Source organism: Geomonas azotofigens, from assembly GCF_018919395.1.
Classification (GTDB): Bacteria; Desulfobacterota; Desulfuromonadia; order Geobacterales; family Geobacteraceae; genus Geomonas; species Geomonas azotofigens.
Genome location: NZ_JAHLME010000001.1, coordinates 274,385 through 294,190, shown reverse-complemented (window position 1 = coordinate 294,190; position 19,806 = coordinate 274,385). Strand labels below are relative to the sequence as shown.

Below are 19,806 nucleotides of genomic sequence, written 5' to 3'. Positions count from 1 at the left end.
GGAGCAGGGATGGTGCCTTTGGTCGCGCTTGTCTGTCTGTTTTCCGCCTCCCCCGCCTTCGCCATGCACATCTCCGAAGGGATCCTTCCCTTCCCGTGGGCGCTCGCCTGGTTCCTGGTGCTGGTGCCGTTTTTGGCCATGGGCATCCGGCAGTTGAACGCCCTGGCGCGGGAGGACCTCTCCATGAAGCCGCTGGTCGGGCTGCTCACCGCCGTGGTCTTCATTATCTCCTGCATGCCGATCCCGGTGCCGACCGCCGGGACCTGCTCGCATCCCTGCGGCACCGGGGTGTCCGCCATACTGGTGGGGCCGCTGGTCAGCGTGATCATCGCGGCGGTCTCGCTCCTGATCCAGGCGCTGTTCCTGGCCCACGGCGGCCTATCGACGCTGGGTGCCAACACCCTCTCCATGGGGGTGGTCGGCTCCTTCGCCGGCTGGTTCGCCTTCCGCGCGTTGCGAAAAGTAGGCGGGAGCTTGGCGGTTGCTGGATTTATCGCCGGGCTTGTGGCAGACTGGGCCACCTACGCCACCACGTCGCTGCTGCTTGCCCTCGGCATCCGGGGGGAGTCGCCGCTGTGGCCGCTGTTCGTGAAAATAGTGCTGGCGTTTCTTCCAACCCAGCTGCCCTTGGGCATCCTGGAAGGGGTCATCACCGCGGGAATGGTCACGCTCTTGTACCGCAAGCGTCCGGACCTGCTCGTGAAGATGAGGGTCATCACGGAAAAGGAGGCTGCCGGCAATGCCTGATAGAAAACGCAGGTGGAAAGTACTGCTGCTACACACGGTAATGCTGCCGACGCTGCTGTTCGCCTTTTACTTCTTCTCCCTGGCCCCGAAGTCATACCAGGGGGTGGACGAGGCCGTGGTGGAGAAGATCGCCAAGGAGCACGGGCGGGAGGCCAAGGCGCCGATTATCGATCTCGGTTCCGGCGATCTGCTCCTGTTCGCTTTCCTGGGTGCCGGCGTCATCGGCGGCTTCCTCGCCGGGTATTATTGGCGCCAGTTGACCGGGAAGGACCACAAGGAAGGTTGATGCACCATCACTTCAACGCATACCGCCACCATGCGGCTCATCCTCTCGCCTCGGTCGATGCGCGGGTGAAGCTGGTGAGTGCACTCGCCCTTCTGGTCATGGTGCTGAGCTCGCAGGGGATCGCCTTTCCCCTGGCAGTTGCGGCGCTCGGGCTCGCCCTCTGTCGGCACCTCGGTACGCCGGTGCGCATCCTCGCGCTGCGTTTCTCCGAGCCAGTCTTCATCGCGGTCATGGTGCTGGCGCTGAAAACCTTCTTCTCCGGAAGCATTCCCCTGTTCAGCATCGGCCTGGGCGGATGGGAGTTGATCGGGCACCGTGATGGTCTCGCGGCGGGGCTCCTTATCGCCGGGCGCATCCTGGGCGGGGTCTCCCTGCTCGCCGTGGTCGGCTTCTCCACCCCCTTCACCGAACTGATGGCCGCGCTCTCCTGGCTCAGGGTGCCGCAAGTGCTGGTGGACGTCGCGCTCTTCGCCTGGCGTTACCTGTTCCTGCTCCTTGAGGATGCCCAGGTGGTCTATAACGCCCAGAAGAACCGCCTCGGCTACGTCGGTTGCCGGCGTGCGCTCTCCTCGCTCGGAACCCTGGCGGGCGTACTGGTGATAAAGGCCTTCGACAACAGCCAGAGCATCACCACCGCGATGGTGCAGCGCGGCTATGACGGCGTCATGCCCGCCTCCGTGCACCGGCCGCTGCGGGCGGTTGAGGTCGGCTCGGCGCTCCTCTTCGTCGGCGCCATGGCCGCCATCAGGGCATTATGAGAACAAAGGAAGCCTGCGTGGATCAGAGCAGAATTTCGGTAAAGCTGGAAAGTTACCAGTATCCCGACGGTACCGTCGCGCTGGCGGACCTCGACCTCAAGATCGCCCGGGGCGAGTTCGCCGGCATCCTCGGTTCCAACGGTTCCGGTAAGACGACGCTGCTCAAGATCATGGACGGCCTGATCAAGGGGTATCGCGGCGAGGTACTCCTGGACGGCGACAACGTGCTCCGCCTGCACCCGCGCGACATCTACCGCAAGGTCGGGCTCGTGTTCCAGAATCCGGACGACCAGCTCTTCGCCAGCAACGTCTTCGAGGACGCCGCCTTCGGTCCGCGCAACATGGGGTGTGCCGAGCCCGAGGTGAAAAGTCGCGTCGAAGCGGCGCTGGCGAGCGTCGATATGTCCGAGTTCGCCGCCAAGGGGATCCACAACCTGAGCTACGGCCAGAAGAAGCGGGTCTGCATCGCCGGCCTGTTGGCCATGGGGCACGAGATCCTGCTCCTGGACGAGCCGACCGCCGGGCTGGACCCGATGGGCGAGTACCGGATGATGGAACTTCTGACCCGGTTGAACCGGGATCACGGCGTCACCATCGTCATGGCCACCCACAGCGTGGACCTGGTCCCCATCTTCCTGCACCAGCTCCATATCCTGAGCAAGGGGCGCCTGGTGCGCGGCGGCGCCCCCGAAGATGTCTTCACCGCCCCCGAGGAGTTGGCCAACGTCAAACTGCGCCTCCCCCACATCGCGGAACTGATCTACCAGTTGAAGCACGAGGAGGGACTTCCCTTCACCCGTCTCCCCTTGACCATCGGCGAAGCCCGCCGCGAAATGGTAGAAGCCATGAAGCGCTAGCCGCGCCAGTCCCCAGAAGCCAGAAAAATATTGCTATTAAACCATTGCGCAAGCCCTCACGTCCCCCCCCTTTTTTTGCGAAGGGGGGACAGGGGGATTTGCTTATCCGAGCCCCATCGGATTTTATCTCTCCCCGACTTTAAGCCGCGGATGCTTCGTGGCCGCGGCCTGTAACGATGAGCCCTCCTCGAACACACTCCACAGGTGGTGTTAGCTATTGAGACAAGTTGCCGTCCCACTTTAGCACATCTTTCGGTCCGACAATCCGCCCCCGAGGCCGTAACTCCACCTTTCCCCATGCATCCCGCATGCTAGACCCAAAGCGGCATGCATCGTGCTCATCACAGGGTGCACCCGCAGTCGAGGACGTACCTCTTCCGCGGCGAATACAAATGATATGGGGTGACAGATGGGTGGTTTCTTTATTGCGGTTGGGGTGGTGTACGCAGTGGCAATCCTGGTGCAGATCGCCTGCTACCGGAATAGCTTGAAAAAGGGGACGAGAGAACACGGAGTCGGTGTGGTGGCGGCGCAAGCCTGTCACTAGATGGACGACCGGCAGCACAAAAAAAGCGGGGCGGATCCAACTGATCCGCCCCGCTTTGCATTTGTAGATGACATGGCTGCTGGCTAACGCTTCTCGACCACCTTGGCCCGCGCCCGGCCGATCATGCCGGCGATGCTCCCCATCTCGTCCAGCGACTCTCCCTCCACCAGCTTGATGTGGGTGACATCGGCGGGGACCTGGTTGAAGGTCGGATCGACGGAGACCCATTTCCCTTCCAGGTAACTTTCCGCCCAACTGTGGTACAGGAACCCGTTGCCCTGGTACACCAGGCCGGACACGAATCGGGTCGGTATGCCGGCGGCGCGAGCCAAGGAGACGTAGAGGCGGGCGTGGCTCTGGCAGTTGCCGCGTCCTCTCTGCAACGTCTCCAGCGGCGACTGGGAATCGGTCACATCGGCCTTGATGTTGTCGGCAACCCACGCCGCCAGCCGGGCGACCTTTTTGGCGGGATCCTTTTCGTCCCCGACGATCACCTTCATGCGCGACAGGATTTCGGGATTGTCGCTGGGGGTGCGCTCGCCGGGCTGCAGGTCCGCCTGGGTGGGCGCTTCTTCCGCGGGGAGGCCGGGGGGGGGGAGTACGAAGATCACGCTTCCGTCAGCCTGGCGCTCCGCACTCTGCCACGTCCCCTGCAGCAGGCGCTGTTGCGCCGGTATTCCGGTTATCTGCACTACCAGTTTCTGCAGCCGCTCGGGGTGCTCCAGGGGCGGCGTCACTCGGATCATACTGAAATCGTAGACGAGGTCTTTCTTGTCCATGGCCGCTTCCGCGAGCTCGGCCCTCGCGGTCGCCTCGTCCCGCGCAACCGTGACCACCAGCCCGTCCCGCACCGACTCCTTCAGGGTATTTCCAGAGAGATCGACCCAAATGTCGTTGTCCACCATGGTGTAGAGATCGTTTTTCAGGTGCACCACCTGCTTGCCGTCCAGCGTTTCCGTGCCTACTACCTCGACCTTGGCCTGCTTCACCTTCACCGCTTCCGGATCGAGGTACTGGATCTTGTAGGTTTTGCCCGGCACGGCCCCCTGCATGAGCGGGTACAGGTTCAGGGCGTGCGGCGGATATACCGCTCCTTTCACCTTCAGGGTTCGGTCCTTGTTGCCGTTGGCGGAATGGGTGTGCACGGTAACGCCTTTGGGCGTGACTTCACCGTCGATATCGACAGGGCTGCCGTCGATGCGGTTTTGAACCTGGAACGAGCGCAGGGTCAGGTCGGGAGCCACTTGGTACGACTCGGTGGAGCTGGCCTCCCGGGAAAACCCCATGACCTTCATCTTGACGCTGCCGCGCGAGGAGATCTGGTAGCCGTTTGCGGTGCGGGTGACGGTGGTCTGGCCGAAGCCGACCTGCTCGTCACCCATGAGGATGCTGAACCAGCGCTCCCCCTCGGGCGGGGCGGCCAGCTTGGGAAGAGGGGTGGCCGCGAGGAGCTGCAGCGGCAGCAGGACCAGGGCCAGTACCGCCATGAGCCGTAGTGTGAAATGAAAGCGTGCCGTGGTTGTCATGCCATCCTCCTGGGCTGAGTTCGCGGTAACTTATACCACATGAATTGCTCCGGGTGCAATGCGCCAAACGCCTCTTTTTCTTATGAAAGTCAGCGCCTGGCGAGCTCATGAGGTTGCTCGTAAAAAGAGTTCTTTGATTAATTGCAGTTAAGTTCTTGCAGTCTTTTGAACGCCTCAGTATAATGTGTTCATAGATAAGAGTTGCGGAGGATCGTAGGATCCTCCTTCCCCTAGCCGACTTGCCCTCCTAGTCGCTAGGGTTTTTTTTGTGCCTACCGCATCTGAAGTGTGCCAACTGTTGCACACTTTTTCCGATTCCTATACAATCCCACCTGATCTGCAATTTCATCCGGCTGTGCCAGCGAGGACCGATGTATCCTATCGTAACCATTACCGACCAATGCCGAAAATGCTATTCCTGCGTGCGCAGTTGCCCGGTCAAGGCGATCAAGGTGGAGAAGAGCTACACCGAGATCATCTTCGAGCGCTGCATCGGCTGCGGCAACTGCCTGAGCAACTGCCCCCAGCACGCCAAGGTCATCTCGGACAACGTGGTGGTGACCGAGGCGCTGCTCACCTCCGGTGACCCCGTGGTCGCCGTCCTGGGCTGCTCCTTTCCCGCCTTCTTCCACAACTGCTCCCCCGGTCAGCTTTCCGCCGGTCTGCACCAACTCGGTTTCGCAGAGGTGCACGAGGGGGCCCGCGGCGTGGAACTGATCGCCGGCGAGTACCGAAACGCCATCGAGAAGGCGCAGCTGCCGCTGATCTCTTCCCACTGTCCGGCCGTGGTCGATCTCGTGGAGCGGCACTACCCGCAGTTGATCGAGAACCTGGTCGGCGTGGTCACCCACATGGTCGCCATGGGGCGCTACCTGAAGCAGGTGCTGGGCGAGCAGGTCAAGGTCATCTACATAAGCTCCTGCATCGCCGGGAAGTTCGAGGTGCAGGCCGAACAGACCAAGGGCGCCGTGGACGTGCTGCTCACCTACCGGGAGCTGGAATCGATCTTCAAGGAGCGCGGCATCGACCTCGCGACCCTGCAGGAGGAGCCCTTCGACGGCAGGGCCCCCCACATGGGGCGGGTCTTCTCGCTCTCCCAGGGCTCCTTCCAGGCCTTCGGCATCACCCCCAACCCGCTCGACACCGAGATCGTCACCGCCGAGGGTGAGGTGAACGTGATGGGGATCATCAAGGACCTCGCCGCCGGTCGCATCAGCCCGAAGCTCGTCGATCTCCGCTTCTGCTACGACGGCTGCATCGGCGGCCCCGGTCGCAACAAGGAACTGACCGAGTTCTCCCGGCGCAACATGGTGATCAACCACTTCCGCGGCGAGACCCCGTACCGCGTGGCGCCGCACTACCAGAAGGACTGGGACATCAACCTGTCGCGCACCTTCTCGGACAAGTACGCCAAGCTCCCGACGCCCAAGGGTGGGGACGTCAAGAAGATCCTGCAAGCCACCAACAAGTTCACCCAGAAGGACGAGCTCAACTGCCGCACCTGCGGCTACCGCACCTGCCGCGAGTACGCCGTCGCCGTGTTCCAGGGGCTCGCTGACCTGGAGATGTGCCTGCCGCACAACCTGCAGCAGCTGGAAGAAGAGCGCGGGCGCCTGATCCAGAAGTACGAGCTGGCCAAGAGGGAGTTGGACCGCGAGTACGGCGACGAGTTCATCGTGGGGAGCGACGGCAACACCCTCGAGGCCCTGGACCAGATCAAGCAGGTCGGTCCGACGCCGACCACGGTCCTGATCCGCGGCGAATCCGGTACCGGCAAGGAGCTGGCGGCGCGCGCCATCCACCGCTACAGCAAGAGAAACGACAAGCCGCTGGTAACGGTGAACTGCACCACTATCACCGATTCGCTGCTGGAGAGCGAACTGTTCGGCCACAAGAAGGGCTCCTTCACCGGCGCCATCACCGAGAAGAAAGGCCTTTTCGAGGCTGCCGACGGCGGCACCATCTTCCTGGACGAGATCGGTGACATCACCCCCAAGCTGCAGGCCGAGTTGTTGCGTGTGCTCGACCTGGGCGAGGTGCGGCCGGTGGGGGGCACCGTGGCGCACCGCGTCGACGTCCGTCTCATCGCGGCCACCAACAAGTCCCTGGAAGACGGCGTGCGCGACGGCTGGTTCCGCGAAGACCTCTATTACCGCCTCAACGTCTTCTCCATCACCATGCCGCCGCTGCGGGAGCGGGTCGAGTCCATCCCGCAGCTCGCGCACTACTTCCTGGAGAAGGCCCGCAACAAGCTGAACAAGCACATCACCGGCATCGAGGAGCGCGCCATCAACGCCATGGTGAAGTATCCCTGGCCGGGCAACATCAGGGAGATGCAGAACGTCATCGAGCGCGCCGCGGTCCTCACCCATGACGACATCATCAAGCTGGGCAACCTGCCGCTGGCCTTCGCCGAAAGCTATGCCGACGAGGGGGAGGATGTCATCGACCTGCGCTCCTTCAAAAAGGAGCGGGAGCCGCACGTGCTGCGGGTCGAGAAGAAGCTGATCCAGCGCTACCTGGCCGACGCCGGGGGCAATGTGTCAAAAGCGGCACAACTTGCCAACATCCCCAGAAGGACGTTTTATCGTCTTTTGGCCAAGCACGGGTTGAAAGGACGCACAATTCGAGCTCGCGAGGATGAAGATGAGTGATTTGCCACACGGGGCGCTACGCTGCCGTGGCCAAAATGATACAAATGGGCACAATTACGCACCGTGTGCCAAAAGTGGCGCACTTTGTATACACAGTTTGATTATAAATATCTAACGTAAAATTAAGGGTATACGTGAAAACAGTGGGTTACGCAACAGGGCTGCTCTTTTTTGAGGTTGGCACGCATATAGCAATATTGTAGACATCGTGTCACCAATCTTGAGCAGTACAAGGAGAAGAAGCAGATGGGCAGAATGAGAGAGAACCCCAGGTACAATGTCATTTCCATGAGGATCAGCGACGCAGAGCGTGAGACCCTCGAAGCAATCATGGACTCCACCAAGAAGAGCGTTTCCGACATCATGAGGGAAGCGATGGAACTCGTGAAGGCAAGGAGCGCCGAACTGAACCAGAAGGCGGCCTAGGCCGCCTCGCATCACCCCGCCGAAACATAAAAAACGGCCGCGTTAAGCGGCCTTTTTTTATTCCTGCTGCAGTTTCCGGTTTCCCTAATACCTTCTTTCCTATTTCACCTTCCAGGTTGTTCCCTGCGCGCTGTCGAGGAGCACGATGTTCTTCTCCAGGAGCAGGTCCCTGATCTCGTCGCTGCGTTTGAAGTTCTTGGCCTTGCGGGCCTCGGCACGCTCGGCGATGAGCGCCTCGATCTCCTCGACCGGGATCTCCATCTCCGAGGTCTTGCGATCCTTCATGCGCTGCAGGTATTCGGCGGGCACGGAATCGCACACCCCGAGGGTCGCGGCGATGCTGGCCACTTCCTGCTTCACCCGCTTGAGCAGCTCCAGCGGGGCGACCGGCAGCGCGCGGTTGATGCTGCGCACCAGGTCGAAGACGTGCCCGAGCGCCATGGCGGTGTTGAAGTCGTCGTCCATGGCCTCGCTGAAGCGGGTCGCGATGCTGGCGCACTTCTCTTCCATCTCGGCGCTCTCCTCGGTCGGGGCGTGGTCGGTTCCGGCCGCCAGGCGCTCGTCGATGCCGGCCAGCGCCTTGTAGATCCTTTCCAGACCGAGCTCGGATTCCTTCAGATTCTGGTCCGAGAAGTCGATCGGGGAGCGGTAGTGGGCCGAGAGCAGGAAGAAGCGGAGCACCTCGGCGTCGTAACGCTCCAGCACTTCCTTGATGGTGAAGAAGTTGCCCAGCGACTTGGACATCTTCTCGGAGTTGATGTTGACGAAGCCGTTATGCAGCCAGTACTTGACGAAGGGCTTGCCCGACGCGGCCTCGGACTGGGCGATCTCGTTTTCGTGGTGCGGGAAGATGAGGTCCTTGCCGCCGCCGTGGATGTCGAAGGTTTCCCCAAGGAACTTGGAGCTCATCGCGGAGCACTCGATGTGCCAGCCCGGCCTCCCCTGGCCCCACGGGGATTCCCAGTACGGCTCGCCCGGCTTGGCGCCCTTCCAGAGGGCGAAGTCCATCGGGTGCTCTTTTTTCTCGTCGACCTCGATGCGGGCGCCGGCCTGCATGTCATCGAGGTTCCTCTTGGAGAGCTTCAGGTATCCCTCGAAGCGGTCCACCCGGAAGAAGACGTCGGAGCCGGACTGGTAGGCGTAACCCTTTTCGATCAGGCGCTCCACCAGCGCGATGATCTCGCCGATGTGCTCGGTCGCCTTGGGCTGGAAGGTGGGGAGCTGCAGCATGAGGCGCGCCATGTCCTTGTCGAACTCCTCGATGAAGCGCTCGGAGATCTCGTTGTAGGGGACGCCGTCGCGGTTGGCGCGGTTGATGATCTTGTCGTCGATGTCGGTGTAGTTGCGCACGTAGGTGACGTCGAGCCCCTTGGCCTGCAGGTAGCGGTAGATCATGTCGAAGACGACGTTGGCGCGGGCGTGCCCGATGTGGCAGTGGTCGTAAACCGTTACGCCGCAGACATACATGCCGACTTTGCCCGGGTTGATCGGTACGAATTCTTCCTTGCTGCCGGTAAGGGTGTTGTAGACGCGTAAAGCCATGTCAGATCCTCTTTGTAAAAAGTGTTAAGGCCTTCGGCCGGATTCATGTTCGCAGTTGCAGCCCCCTCTCCTCGGGGAAAGGGGAGCGTGGACGATCAGCGCTTCCCTTCGTTCCAGGAGTCGCGCAGGGTGGCGGTCCGGTTGAAGACCAGCGCGTCGGGGCGGGAATCCTTCATGTCGGGGCAGAAGTAGCCCAGGCGCTCGAACTGGAAGCGATGCTCCTGCGTCGCGGCGGCGAGCGAGGGCTCCAGCTTGCAGTCGGTGAGCACCTCGATGGAATTGGGGTTGAGCGAGGTGCGGTAGTCGGGCTCATTCTTGCCGCCGGGGTTAGGCGTGCTGAAGAGCCGGTCGTAGAGGCGCACCTCGGCGCTGACGGCGTGCTCGGCGCTGACCCAGTGGATGGTCCCCTTGATCTTGCGGCCGTCCGGGGCGCTGCCGCCGCGGGAGCCGGGATCGTAGCTGCAGCGTACCTCCACCACCTCGCCGTTCTCGTCCTTCACCACCGACTCGCACTTCACGATGTAGGCGTAACGCAGGCGCACTTCCTTGCCCGGCGCCATGCGGAAGAACCCCTTGGCCGGCTCCTCCTGGAAATCGTCGCGCTCGATGTAGACCGTCTTGCCGAAGGGGACCATGCGGCTCCCCATCTCCGGGTTGTTGGGGTGGTTGGCCGCCTCGAACTCCTCGGTCTGTCCTTCCGGGTATCCCTCGATGACCACCTTGAGGGGGCGCAGCACCGCCATGGCGCGCGGGGCACGCAGGTTCAGGTCCTCCCGCACCGCGTCCTCGAGGATGCTCATGTCGATCAGGCTGTCGCTCTTGCCCACGCCGATGGTCTCGCAGAAGGCGCGGATCGATTCGGGGGTGAAGCCGCGGCGTCTGATCCCGACCAGGGTCGGCATGCGCGGGTCGTCCCAGCCATCCACCAGCTTCTCCTGGACCAGTTCCAGGAGCTTCCTTTTGCTCATCACCGTGTAGTTCAGGTTCAGGCGCGCGAACTCGATCTGGCGCGGATGGCAGGGGACCGGGAGTTGGTCCAGCACCCAGTCGTAGAGCGGGCGGTGATCCTCGAACTCAAGGGTGCAGATGGAGTGGGTGATCCCTTCGATCGCGTCGGAGATGCAGTGCGCGTAGTCGTACATCGGGTAGATGCACCAGGCATCGCCGGTTCGGTGGTGATCGACCTTCTTGATGCGGTAGATGACCGGGTCGCGCAGGTTGATGTTGGGCGACGCCATGTCGATCTTCAGGCGGAGCACCTGGCTGCCGTCCTCGAACTCGCCGGCGCGCATGCGCGCGAAGAGGTCGACGTTCTCGGCGACGCTGCGGTTGCGGTACGGGCTCTCCTTGCCCGGCTCGCTCAGCGTGCCGCGCATGGCGCGGATCTCGTCGGCGGAGCTGCTGTCGACGTAGGCGAGTCCCTTCTCGATGAGGATCAGCGCGTACTGGTAGAACTTCTCGAAGTAGTCCGAGGCGTAGTACATGTGCTGGCCCCACTCGAAGCCGAGCCACTTGACGTTCTCCTTGATGGAGTCCTCGTACTCGATGTCTTCCTTGGTGGGGTTGGTGTCGTCGAAACGGAGATGGCAGCGTCCGCCGAAATCGCGGGCCAGGCCGAAGTTGAGGCAGATCGACTTCGCGTGCCCGATGTGCAGGTAACCGTTGGGCTCGGGCGGGAAGCGGGTGACGATGGTGTCGTGCTTGCCGCTTTTCAGGTCGTCGGTGACGATGTTCCGGATGAAGTTGGCCGCCTTTTCGACGACCGGGGTTTCTTCTGTGGTCATATGGATGTCCTGTCCGCAGCCGGTGTGAGGTCGGCGTGCGTAGAGTAATTGGTAAATGGCACCTGTCTCGCGGAGGCGGATGTGGGGGGCGAATGTTTATTCGCCCCTACAGGAAAACGGTGCGTTTGGGTGGAACTGTAGGGGCGAATAATTATTCGCCCTGCCGTTGCCTTTACGCGTTTTTAACCAAAAGCGCCACGGAATACGCGGCGATCCCCTCGCCCCGGCCGGCGAAACCGAGCTCTTCGGTGGTGGTCGCCTTGACGTTGACGCGATCCTCGTCGGTGCCCAGCGTCTCGGCGATGTTCTGCCTCATCTGCTGGATGAAGGGTGCGAGCTTGGGGCGCTGCGCCACGATGGTGGCGTCGACGTTGCCGATCCGGTACCCCTTGCGCTCCGCGAGATCCATCACGTGGCGCAGGAGCTTCCGGCTGTCCGCGCCCTTGTAGGCAGGATCGGTGTCGGGGAAGTGCTTGCCTATGTCCCCCTCGCCGATGGCGCCCAGGATGGCGTCGGAGATGGCGTGCAGAAGCACGTCCGCGTCGGAGTGTCCCAGAAGCCCCTTCACGTACGGGACCTCCACGCCTCCCAGGATCAGCTTGCGCCCCTCCACAAGCCGGTGTACGTCGTAGCCGTGTCCGATGCGCATCATGTCAGCTGTTCTCCTTCAAAAACGCCTCGGCGAGGATCATGTCCTCGGGCGTGGTGATCTTTATGTTGCGGTAGTCGCCCTGCACTACCCGGACCGGCTGCCCCTGCCACTCCATGAGCGAGGCGTCGTCGGTCCCCAGAAAGCCAGCGGCGGCGGCCTGGTCGTGGGCGGCGCGGATCAGTTCGTAGCGGAAGCCCTGCGGCGTCTGGGCGAGCCAGAGCGTTTCCCGCGGCGGCGTTGCGGTAACCACACCTTCCCGTACCACTTTGACCGTGTCCTTCACCGGAACGGCGACTACGCAGGCGCCGCCCTCCCGGGCTGCCGCGGCGGCGTCCTCGAGCATCCGCACCGAGACGAAGGGGCGCACCCCGTCGTGGATCAGGACGATGTCGTCCGGTTCGATCCCTTCGATGGCGCGCAGACCGTTGTACACCGAGTGCTGGCGCTCGCTGCCGCCCGGCACGATGGCGCGCACCTTGGAAAAGCCATAGCGCTCGACCACCTCGCTGCGGCAGAAGGGAATCTCCTGCTCAGGCGAAACGAGATAGATCGCGTCTATGCAGTCGGCTTCCTGGAAGGTCTGCACGGTGCGGGCGAGGATCGGCATGCCGTCGAGCATGAGGTACTGCTTGTTGGAGCCTGCCCCCATCCTCTTGCCCATGCCGGCGGCGGGGATGAGCGCGATTGTTCTGGCCAAAGTCACCTCTAAAAGAACGGGCGTCCCCAAGGGGGAAATCGCCGAATTATACAGTTTGGCTGTGAAAAAACCAGTTAAATATCACCAAAGTTGGCGCTGTCGCGATGTGCTCGGCGGTCAGACAGAAGGAGGCGTCAGGCGGCCAGGGCGCTCAGTGCGGCGGCCAGGTCGTCGAGGTCGGCGTCCTGCAGGGTCCTCGGGTCGAGCAGGAAAGCGTTCTTGTTGATGCGCCCGATGACGGGAATCTCCATGCCGCGCAGCCTCGCCTCGATGTCGTTGGGGCTGAGACCCTCGACCGCGACCTCGATCAGCATGGTGGGGAGGTTCAAAAGCGGCAGCGTCCCGCCGCCGGCCTGCGAGAACCCCTCGCTCAGTTTGAAGCTGACGGCGTCGGGCGTGCGGCGCCGCAGCCTGCCGGCGATCTTCCTGGCCCGCGCGGTGAGCTCGGGAAGGGTCGCGGTCAGCATGCGCAGCGTCGGCACTTCCTTGAGCGCCACCATCTCGTCGCGGTACAGGGCGAGCGTCGCCTCCAGGCTGGCCAGGGTGAGCTTGTCCATCCTGAGCGCGCGCAGCAACTGGTGCTTCTTCATCGCCTCGATGAACGGCTTCTTGCCCACGATGATGCCCGCCTGCGGGCCGCCCAGGAGCTTGTCGCCGCTGAAGGTGATCACGTCGACGCCGGCGCGGACGAAATCCTGGACCGTGGGCTCGGGGCAGGGGAGGCGGTTGGAAAGATCGACCAGGTTGCCGCTCCCCATGTCGGCCAGCACCGGCACGCCCGCCTGCTTGCCGAGTTCGACCATCTCCTCGGCGGTGACCTCCTTGGTGAAGCCGAGCACGGCGAAGTTGCTGCAGTGCACCTTGAGGAAGACGGCGGTGTTTTCGTTGACCGCGCCGAGGTAATCCTTGGCATGGGTACGGTTGGTGGTGCCGACCTCCTTCAGGGTCACGCCGGAAAGTTTCATGACCTCGGGGATGCGGAAGGAACCGCCGATCTCCACCAGTTCGCCGCGCGACACCACGGCCTCGCGCCCGGCCGCCATGGCGCTCAGGGTGAGGAGGACCGCGGCGGCGTTGTTGTTCACCACGATGGCGGCCTCGGCGCCGGTCAGTTCGCACAAGAGGTCCTCGACATGGCTGTAACGGCTGCCGCGCACTCCTTCGTCGAGGTTGAATTCAAGGTTCGAGTAGGAAAAGGCGATCGTGTTCAGCGCCTCGCGCGCCGCCTCGGGGAGGATGGAGCGCCCGAGGTTGGTGTGAATCACGATGCCGGAACCGTTGATCACCCGTTTCAGGCTCGGCTGGGTCAACAGCCGCAGCTCGCGCGCCACCTCGGCGCAGACCGCGGTTTCGGCGAAGGCGGCGTCGCTCAGGCCGCCGGCACGAGCGCCAGCGCGAAGCTGATCGAGGACCAGGCGGACCGCCTTGAGGACCAGCTCCCTCGGATGGCCGGCCAGGAGCGCACGCACCGCCTCCCATTCCAGTACCCGGTCCACTTTCGGGATCATTTTCAACTGCTGCACGGCGCCTCCCTGTCCAATGAAATGGCAACGGGCTAATTTAACGCAAAGTGAGCCATGAGGCAAAGAAAAACCACAGGTTGAGGGGGGAATGAAGAGGCTGTTGCCCATGGACAATTGACAATGGACAACGAAAGGCGCTGCAACGGGTTGCATCAAGTTGACGATGGATGGCGGGCACGGCTGGGGGAGCAGGAGAGGGCAGGCGTGAAAACAGAAGCGGCGCGGCGAAGCCGGCGCGGGTCCGAGCCGGAGGAGGCCGAAATGAAAGGCCCCGCACCCTGAGGGGCGCGAGGCCTTCTTTTACTTTCAGAGATCGAGACCTTTGCTGGTCCAGGCGTCGGCAGCGGCGGTGTCTTCCTCGATGAGGACCTTGCCGCCGTACTCGGCGTTTTTCTGCACCAGCATTTCGGCCATGACCGGATCGCGCTTGCGGAACGCCTCGATGATCTTCTCGTGCTCCTCCACCGAAAGCTGCATCCGGCCCGGCTTCATGAGGGAGGCCAGGCGCAGCCGCTGGAACTTCTTGAGCAACTGGGCGATCATGTCGTGCAGCTTGTCGTTGCCGGCCCCCTTGATGAACAGGTCGTGAAAGCTGTTGTGCACCTTGAAGAAGTGGCGCACATCCCCTTCCGCCGCGATCTCGCGCAGCTTCTCGTTGATCGCTTCCAGCTTGTTGATTTCCCTGGTGCTGAGCAGGCTGCACGCCTTGCGGGCGGCGTATCCTTCGAGGATGCTCTTGATGGCGTAGAACTCTTCAACGTCTTTCGCGGAGAAACTGGCGACCAGCGCTCCCTTGCGCGGTATGACGGAGAGGTACCCTTCGGATTCCAACTGCCGGAATGCTTCCCGGATCGGGGTGCGGCTGATGCCGAAGCGGGCTGCAAGTTCGGGCTCAGCTACCTTCTCTCCCGGCTTGAGGGCTCCCGACATGATGGCGTCACGGATCGTCTCAAGTATCCGTTCCCTAAGGGTAAGGTGCTTCTCAACGTTCTTCTTCATGCGGCCCCCTTCAATGATCGCCGTATTGTATACAGTATCCAAAGATTGTCAAGAACTTCCCTCTTTGAAATTCTGGGATTGCACATGAAAAAGCTTGTAATCTCCCTTTGTGGTCTGTATGTTGCGACGCTGAGGGAGTTTAGCTATGGACCCGGTACGCCATTTCAAGATCTCAATTTGTGTGCTGCTGCTACTGCTCACCGTCGGGACCTGCGGGTACATGACGCTCGAGGGGTGGAGCCTGCTCGACGCCCTGTACATGACGGTGATCACCCTGGGCACCGTGGGATTCCGCGAAGTCCATGACTTGAGCCATGTCGGTAAGGTCTTCACCATGATGCTGATCTTCTTCGGGGTCGGCGTCATCGGCTACATCGTCGGCAGCCTGGCCCAGATCATGTTCGAGGGGCAGTTCCAGCGCATCATCGGGAGGAAAAAGGTGGAAAAGGCGATTGCCGCCCTGGACGGGCACTACATCATCTGCGGTTTCGGGCGCATCGGCTCGCTGATCTGCAAGGAATTCGCGGCCAAACCGCTTCCCTTCGTGGTGGTGGAGAAGGACATCGAGATGATCGCCCAGATGGAGCAGGACGGTCACGGCTACCTGTTCCTGCCGGGGGACGCCACCATCGACGACGTGCTCCTGAGGGCGGGCATCAAGAAGGCCAAGGGTCTCATCTCGGTGGTCACCTCCGATACCGAGAACGTCTACATCACCCTGACGGCGCGGGGGCTCAACCCCGACCTCTTCATACTGGCGCGCGCCGGGGAGGAGGGGAGCGAGATCAAGCTGAAGCGGGCCGGTGCCAACAAGGTGGTGTCGCCCTACCTGATCGGCGGCTCCAGGATGGCCCAGGCGATCCTGCGCCCCACTGTCGTGGATTTCATCGAGATCGCCACCGGCCGGGAGCACATGGAACTACAGATGGAGGAGATCCTGATTCCTCCGCATACCGGTTTCATCGGTGAGACCCTGGCCAGCTCCGGCTTCCGTAAGGAGACCGGCGTGATCATCGTCGGGGTGAAAAAGCAGAGCGGCAAGATGGTCTTCAATCCGGAATCCCACACCAAGATCGAGGGGCATGACACGCTGATCGTGCTGGGAGAACCGGCGGCGATAGAGAAGCTGGACCAGCTGGTCCGCTGCGACAGCTGCGCCGAGGAACTGATCAAAAAGCACAGGAAAAAAGATGAGTAAAAGAGTTTTCGTTCACGTCCCGTACAGCCAGATCGAGGAGCATCTCCCGTTCATCCTGGAGCGCAAGCTGAACCCCGAGATCTATCTCTCCGCGGATGCGCTCGACGCCGCCACACCGGCGCTGTTGGCGGAAACCGCCCGGGCGCTCAACGGGGAGGGGCTTTCCTGCACCATCCACGCCCCGTTCATGGACCTGAACCCCGGTTCGCTGGAGCGGATGCTGCGCGACGCGACCATGCATCGCTTCGGGCAGGTGCTGGACGCCGCCGCGATCCTGCGCCCGGAGGTCATGGTGTTCCACCCCGGTTTCGATCGCTGGCGCTACGGCGAGGCGCAGGGACAGTGGCTCGAGCTGAGCGTCGCCGCGTGGCGCGAGGTCTTGCAGCGGACCCGGTCGATCGGGACGGTGGTCGCGGTGGAGAACATCTTCGAGGAGGAGCCGTCGACCCTGAAGGCGTTGTTCGAGGCGGTGCAGGATCAGTCTTTCGGGCACTGTTTCGACGTGGGACACTGGAACCTGTTCAAGCAGGTGGGGATGGAAGAGTGGTTCGAGGCGCTGGGGGGGTGGATCCGGGAGGTGCATATCCATGACAACAGCGGCACCAAGGACGACCACGCACCCCCGGGAGAAGGCGCCATCGACTTCGCGCGGTTCTTCAAGCTGATGGAGAAATACGCGCCGGACGCCGCCTACACCATCGAGTCGCACAGCAGGCCGCACCTGGAGAGCTCGCTGCAGGTCCTTGGGCCCTACCTTGCCTAGCCGCGGCGGGATCGGCCGGAGCGCTTCAGAACGTAGCCAAGGTAGCTGACCACGCCCAGGTTGACCAGGAACACCACGGTGCGGGCCCAATCGGGTTTGCGCCAGATCTCGAACAGCTCCAGCGGCAGGTAGACCGCCCCGGAGAGAAAGCCGAACCATTCGGCCCACGTTCTTCCCTGCCACAGCCCGTACGCCTCCACCAGGCGCACCGTCGCGTAGGCCAACGCGGACAGCGCCAGCATCCAGAGCTGCAGATCGGTGACGCGGTTGGCGGCGTCGATGAAGATACCCGGGTAGCGCCGTGCGGGGTTCATGTGCAGCACCCGCACCAGCCGCACCGCGATCTCGTGCAGGTCCTTGTGCACCAGCGTCAGCACACCGCAGCCGGCCAGAAGGACCACAGCCCCCTTCAAGGCCTCGAAGAGCGCCACCACGTGCAGCCCTCCCCGCTTCGTCTTTCCCCTTGTCGCCATCCGCAGCGCCTCCGTTACCCGCGAAAGATGAAGAAGACGGCCCCCGCCATGCAGAGGCCCGCCCAGAGATAGTCCAGCTTGAGCGGTTGTCCCATGTAAAAGACGGCGAAGGGGACGAAGACCGAGAGGGTGATCACTTCCTGCATGATCTTTAATTGTCCCAGGCTAAAGGTTCCGAAGCCGGCGCGGTTCGCCGGCACCTGGAGCATGTACTCGAAGAGGGCGATGCCCCAGCTCGCCAGGATGGCGACGTAGACCGGCGCGCCGCGCAGGTCCTTCAGGTGGGCATACCAGGCAAAGGTCATGAAGACGTTGGAAAGGATCAACAGTACGATGGTTCTCATGGCGGTTCCGAGTAAGGATTTTACCCCGTTGCGCCGGGGTGTCGTGCCCGCCGCGGACCTGGGCCGGGATGGGGGGCGCACCGGCGGCGGCAGCGGCGACTGGCAAGGATAACACGATAACGGCGTCCGGCGCAAAGGTTGTGGTCGCACAAAATGCCAGCGCGGCATGTGCTGGAGTATTATTGGCCAGTAATAATTAACAAAAACATTACTTGTGCATCTCTTTGAAGTTTCAATTGTTTACATCACAAAAATACTGTAGTATGCGGGCGTTTTGGCCGTTCCTGCTGCTGTCGTTCTGTCAATCGCGAAATGATTCGGTGTACTTAGGCGATGCCTTGGTGTGCAATTGACAGTGGCGCGTCGGCCGTTTTGTACGCTGGGTTTTGCGCCGGAGGCGCCTCGAAGTGTCCGGTGTTATTTTCTGCGAAGGGACGGAACTATGAAGATTGAGAAACAGGAAGCTTATTTGAAGGAATGGCAGGGCCATGAGGAGCTTGCCGAGCGCATGCTCGCGATCATCGGCCATCTTTACCGCGACAACAACATCGTCACCACGGTGTACGGCCGCTCCCTGGTAAACAGCCCGACCATCGAGATCCTCAAGGCGCATCGTTTCGCTCGTCTGATCCTCGACGGCGAGCTGACCGTCCAGGAGACGTTCCCGGTCCTGGAAGCCCTCGCCAAGCTGGACCTGGCGCCGGCGCGTATCGACCTGGGCAAGCTCGCGGTCCGCTATGACGCGGTGCGGGACAAGGTCTCCATCGACGACTTCGTCGCCAGCGAACTCGCTTCGGTCAACACCGGCCGCACCTCGCTGCTCGACGAGCCGCAGGACATCGTCCTCTACGGTTTCGGCCGCATCGGCCGCCTGCTCGCCCGCATCCTGGTCGAGAAGTCAGGCAGCGGCGAGAAGCTCCGTCTGCGCGCCGCCGTCGTGCGCAAGGGCGGCCCCGATGACCTGGTCAAGAGGGCGAGCCTGCTGCGCCGCGATTCCGTGCACGGCCCCTTCAACGGCATCATCACCATCGACGAGGAAGAGAACGCGATCATCGCCAACGGCAACATGATCCGCATCATCTACTCGGACGCCCCGGAAAACGTCGACTACACCCAGTACGGCATCAACAACGCCATCGTCATCGACAACACCGGCAAGTGGCGCGACCGTGAAGGGCTCGGCCGCCACCTGAAGTCCCCCGGCGTCTCCCAGGTGCTCCTCACCGCTCCCGGCAAGGGTGACATCCCCAACGTGGTATCCGGCATCAACAACGAGCTGATCGTCCCGGAAGAGACCATCTTCTCCGCGGCGAGCTGCACCACCAACGCCATCGTCCCGGTGCTGAAGGCGGTCAGCGACAAGTTCGGCATCGTGAGCGGTCACGTCGAGACCTGCCACTCCTACACCAACGACCAGAACCTGATCGACAACTACCACAAGGCCGACCGCCGCGGGCGGAGCGCCCCGCTCAACATGGTTATCACCGAGACCGGCGCCGCCAAGGCCGTGGCCAAGGTGCTTCCGGAGCTGACCGGCAAGCTGACCGGTAACGCCATCCGCGTGCCGACTCCGAACGTCTCGCTGGCGATCCTGAACCTGCAGCTTGGCACCGAGACCGACGTGGCAACGCTGAACAGCTACCTGCGCGCCATCTCCCTCGATTCGCCGCTGCAGAACCAGATCGACTACACCAACTCCCCGGACGTCGTCTCCAGCGACTTCGTCGGTTCGCGCCACGCCGGCGTAGTCGATTCCCTGGCCACCATCGTCCAGGGGAACCGCTGCGTGCTCTACGTCTGGTACGACAACGAGTTCGGCTACAGCTGTCAGGTCGTGCGCATGGTCCAGAAGATGGCGGGCCTGGAACTCCCGGCGCTGCCGGCCTAGTTTCCCGCAGGTAAAAATAAGAAGGACAGGAAAAGGGGCATCCGCGAGGGTGCCCCTTTTCGTTTCGGGGCAACCAAGGCGCGGCACTTCCGGATGCTTCCCTTGCCCGCAGCGGCGAAGCAGGGTAAAGTTCACGCTGCGA

Annotated in this window: 16 protein-coding genes and 1 pseudogene; 8 read left to right on the top strand and 9 right to left on the bottom strand. The window is 62.4% G+C overall.

The genetic code is table 11. The features are described 5' to 3' along the window. The first annotated feature begins 9 nt into the window (after window positions 1-9). The 3 genes and pseudogenes from KOL99_RS01265 (at window position 10) to KOL99_RS01250 (ending at window position 2,648) form a co-directional block, all read left to right on the top strand. Window positions 10-1,033: pseudogene (locus KOL99_RS01265) on the top strand (energy-coupling factor ABC transporter permease). Beyond that, window positions 1,033-1,791, top strand: a complete 759-nt coding sequence (gene cbiQ / locus KOL99_RS01255) for a cobalt ECF transporter T component CbiQ (protein ID WP_216508686.1) — start codon at window positions 1,033-1,035, stop codon at window positions 1,789-1,791. The pseudogene KOL99_RS01265 and the gene cbiQ overlap by 1 nt, the downstream one beginning before the upstream one ends. Then, window positions 1,788-2,648 carry an energy-coupling factor ABC transporter ATP-binding protein gene (locus tag KOL99_RS01250; protein ID WP_216508685.1) on the top strand — a complete coding sequence of 287 codons (861 nt, stop codon included), beginning with the start codon at window positions 1,788-1,790 and terminating at the stop codon, window positions 2,646-2,648. The genes cbiQ and KOL99_RS01250 overlap by 4 nt, the downstream gene beginning before the upstream one ends. Before the next feature lie 630 nt (window positions 2,649-3,278). On the opposite strand, the gene KOL99_RS01245 is transcribed toward KOL99_RS01250, so the two are convergent. Continuing rightward, window positions 3,279-4,721 carry a transglutaminase-like domain-containing protein gene (locus tag KOL99_RS01245; protein ID WP_216508684.1) on the bottom strand — a complete coding sequence of 481 codons (1,443 nt, stop codon included), beginning with the start codon at window positions 4,719-4,721 and terminating at the stop codon, window positions 3,279-3,281. A gap of 371 nt (window positions 4,722-5,092) precedes the next feature. Here KOL99_RS01245 and KOL99_RS01240 point away from each other — a divergent pair, with 371 nt between their 5' ends. Then, window positions 5,093-7,375 carry a sigma 54-interacting transcriptional regulator gene (locus tag KOL99_RS01240; protein WP_216508683.1) on the top strand — a complete coding sequence of 761 codons (2,283 nt, stop codon included), beginning with the start codon at window positions 5,093-5,095 and terminating at the stop codon, window positions 7,373-7,375. Window positions 7,376-7,621: 246 nt separating this feature from the next. Then, window positions 7,622-7,801 (top strand): ribbon-helix-helix protein, CopG family, encoded by a 180-nt coding sequence (locus KOL99_RS01235; protein WP_216508682.1) that lies wholly within the window; start codon window positions 7,622-7,624, stop codon window positions 7,799-7,801. 99 nt (window positions 7,802-7,900) lie between these two features. On the opposite strand, the gene cysS is transcribed toward KOL99_RS01235, so the two are convergent. The 6 genes from cysS to KOL99_RS01205 all read right to left on the bottom strand — a co-directional run bounded on the left by cysS (window position 7,901) and on the right by KOL99_RS01205 (window position 14,998). Continuing rightward, a complete protein-coding gene (cysS, locus tag KOL99_RS01230; RefSeq protein ID WP_216508681.1) occupies window positions 7,901-9,343 on the bottom strand; it encodes a cysteine--tRNA ligase in 1,443 nt (480 codons plus the stop codon). A 95-nt stretch (window positions 9,344-9,438) separates the two neighbouring features. Next, the gene (locus KOL99_RS01225) at window positions 9,439-11,127 is read right to left on the bottom strand and encodes a glutamine--tRNA ligase/YqeY domain fusion protein (protein ID WP_216508680.1); all 1,689 of its coding nucleotides are present in this window, start codon (window positions 11,125-11,127) and stop codon (window positions 9,439-9,441) included. Between the two features lie 172 nt (window positions 11,128-11,299). Continuing rightward, window positions 11,300-11,776, bottom strand: a complete 477-nt coding sequence (ispF, locus tag KOL99_RS01220) for a 2-C-methyl-D-erythritol 2,4-cyclodiphosphate synthase (protein ID WP_216509381.1) — start codon at window positions 11,774-11,776, stop codon at window positions 11,300-11,302. Window positions 11,777-11,780: 4 nt separating this feature from the next. Then, window positions 11,781-12,476, bottom strand: a complete 696-nt coding sequence (gene ispD, locus KOL99_RS01215) for a 2-C-methyl-D-erythritol 4-phosphate cytidylyltransferase (protein ID WP_216508679.1) — start codon at window positions 12,474-12,476, stop codon at window positions 11,781-11,783. A 134-nt stretch (window positions 12,477-12,610) separates the two neighbouring features. Continuing rightward, complete coding sequence (gene selA / locus KOL99_RS01210) at window positions 12,611-13,984, bottom strand: L-seryl-tRNA(Sec) selenium transferase (RefSeq protein ID WP_216509380.1); 1,374 nt, start codon at window positions 13,982-13,984, stop codon at window positions 12,611-12,613. Window positions 13,985-14,305: 321 nt separating this feature from the next. Continuing rightward, a complete protein-coding gene (locus KOL99_RS01205) occupies window positions 14,306-14,998 on the bottom strand; it encodes a GntR family transcriptional regulator (RefSeq protein WP_216508678.1) in 693 nt (230 codons plus the stop codon). 145 nt (window positions 14,999-15,143) lie between these two features. Between KOL99_RS01205 and KOL99_RS01200 the strand changes: the two genes are divergently transcribed. Both KOL99_RS01200 and KOL99_RS01195 read left to right on the top strand, forming a co-directional pair. Beyond that, window positions 15,144-16,196, top strand: coding sequence for a potassium channel family protein (locus KOL99_RS01200; RefSeq protein ID WP_216508677.1), 1,053 nt, complete (start codon window positions 15,144-15,146; stop codon window positions 16,194-16,196). After that, window positions 16,189-16,959 (top strand): sugar phosphate isomerase/epimerase family protein, encoded by a 771-nt coding sequence (locus tag KOL99_RS01195; RefSeq protein WP_216508676.1) that lies wholly within the window; start codon window positions 16,189-16,191, stop codon window positions 16,957-16,959. The genes KOL99_RS01200 and KOL99_RS01195 overlap by 8 nt, the downstream gene beginning before the upstream one ends. On the opposite strand, the gene KOL99_RS01190 is transcribed toward KOL99_RS01195, so the two are convergent. Continuing rightward, window positions 16,956-17,432 carry a DUF2127 domain-containing protein gene (locus tag KOL99_RS01190; protein WP_216508675.1) on the bottom strand — a complete coding sequence of 159 codons (477 nt, stop codon included), beginning with the start codon at window positions 17,430-17,432 and terminating at the stop codon, window positions 16,956-16,958. The two genes, KOL99_RS01195 and KOL99_RS01190, sit on opposite strands and share 4 nt — an antisense overlap. Window positions 17,433-17,446: 14 nt before the next feature. Next, complete coding sequence (locus KOL99_RS01185) at window positions 17,447-17,776, bottom strand: DMT family protein (RefSeq protein ID WP_136524454.1); 330 nt, start codon at window positions 17,774-17,776, stop codon at window positions 17,447-17,449. Window positions 17,777-18,218: 442 nt separating this feature from the next. On the opposite strand from KOL99_RS01185, the gene KOL99_RS01180 reads away from it, so the two are divergent. After that, complete coding sequence (locus KOL99_RS01180) at window positions 18,219-19,664, top strand: glyceraldehyde-3-phosphate dehydrogenase (RefSeq protein ID WP_216508674.1); 1,446 nt, start codon at window positions 18,219-18,221, stop codon at window positions 19,662-19,664. Window positions 19,665-19,806: the final 142 nt, after the last annotated feature.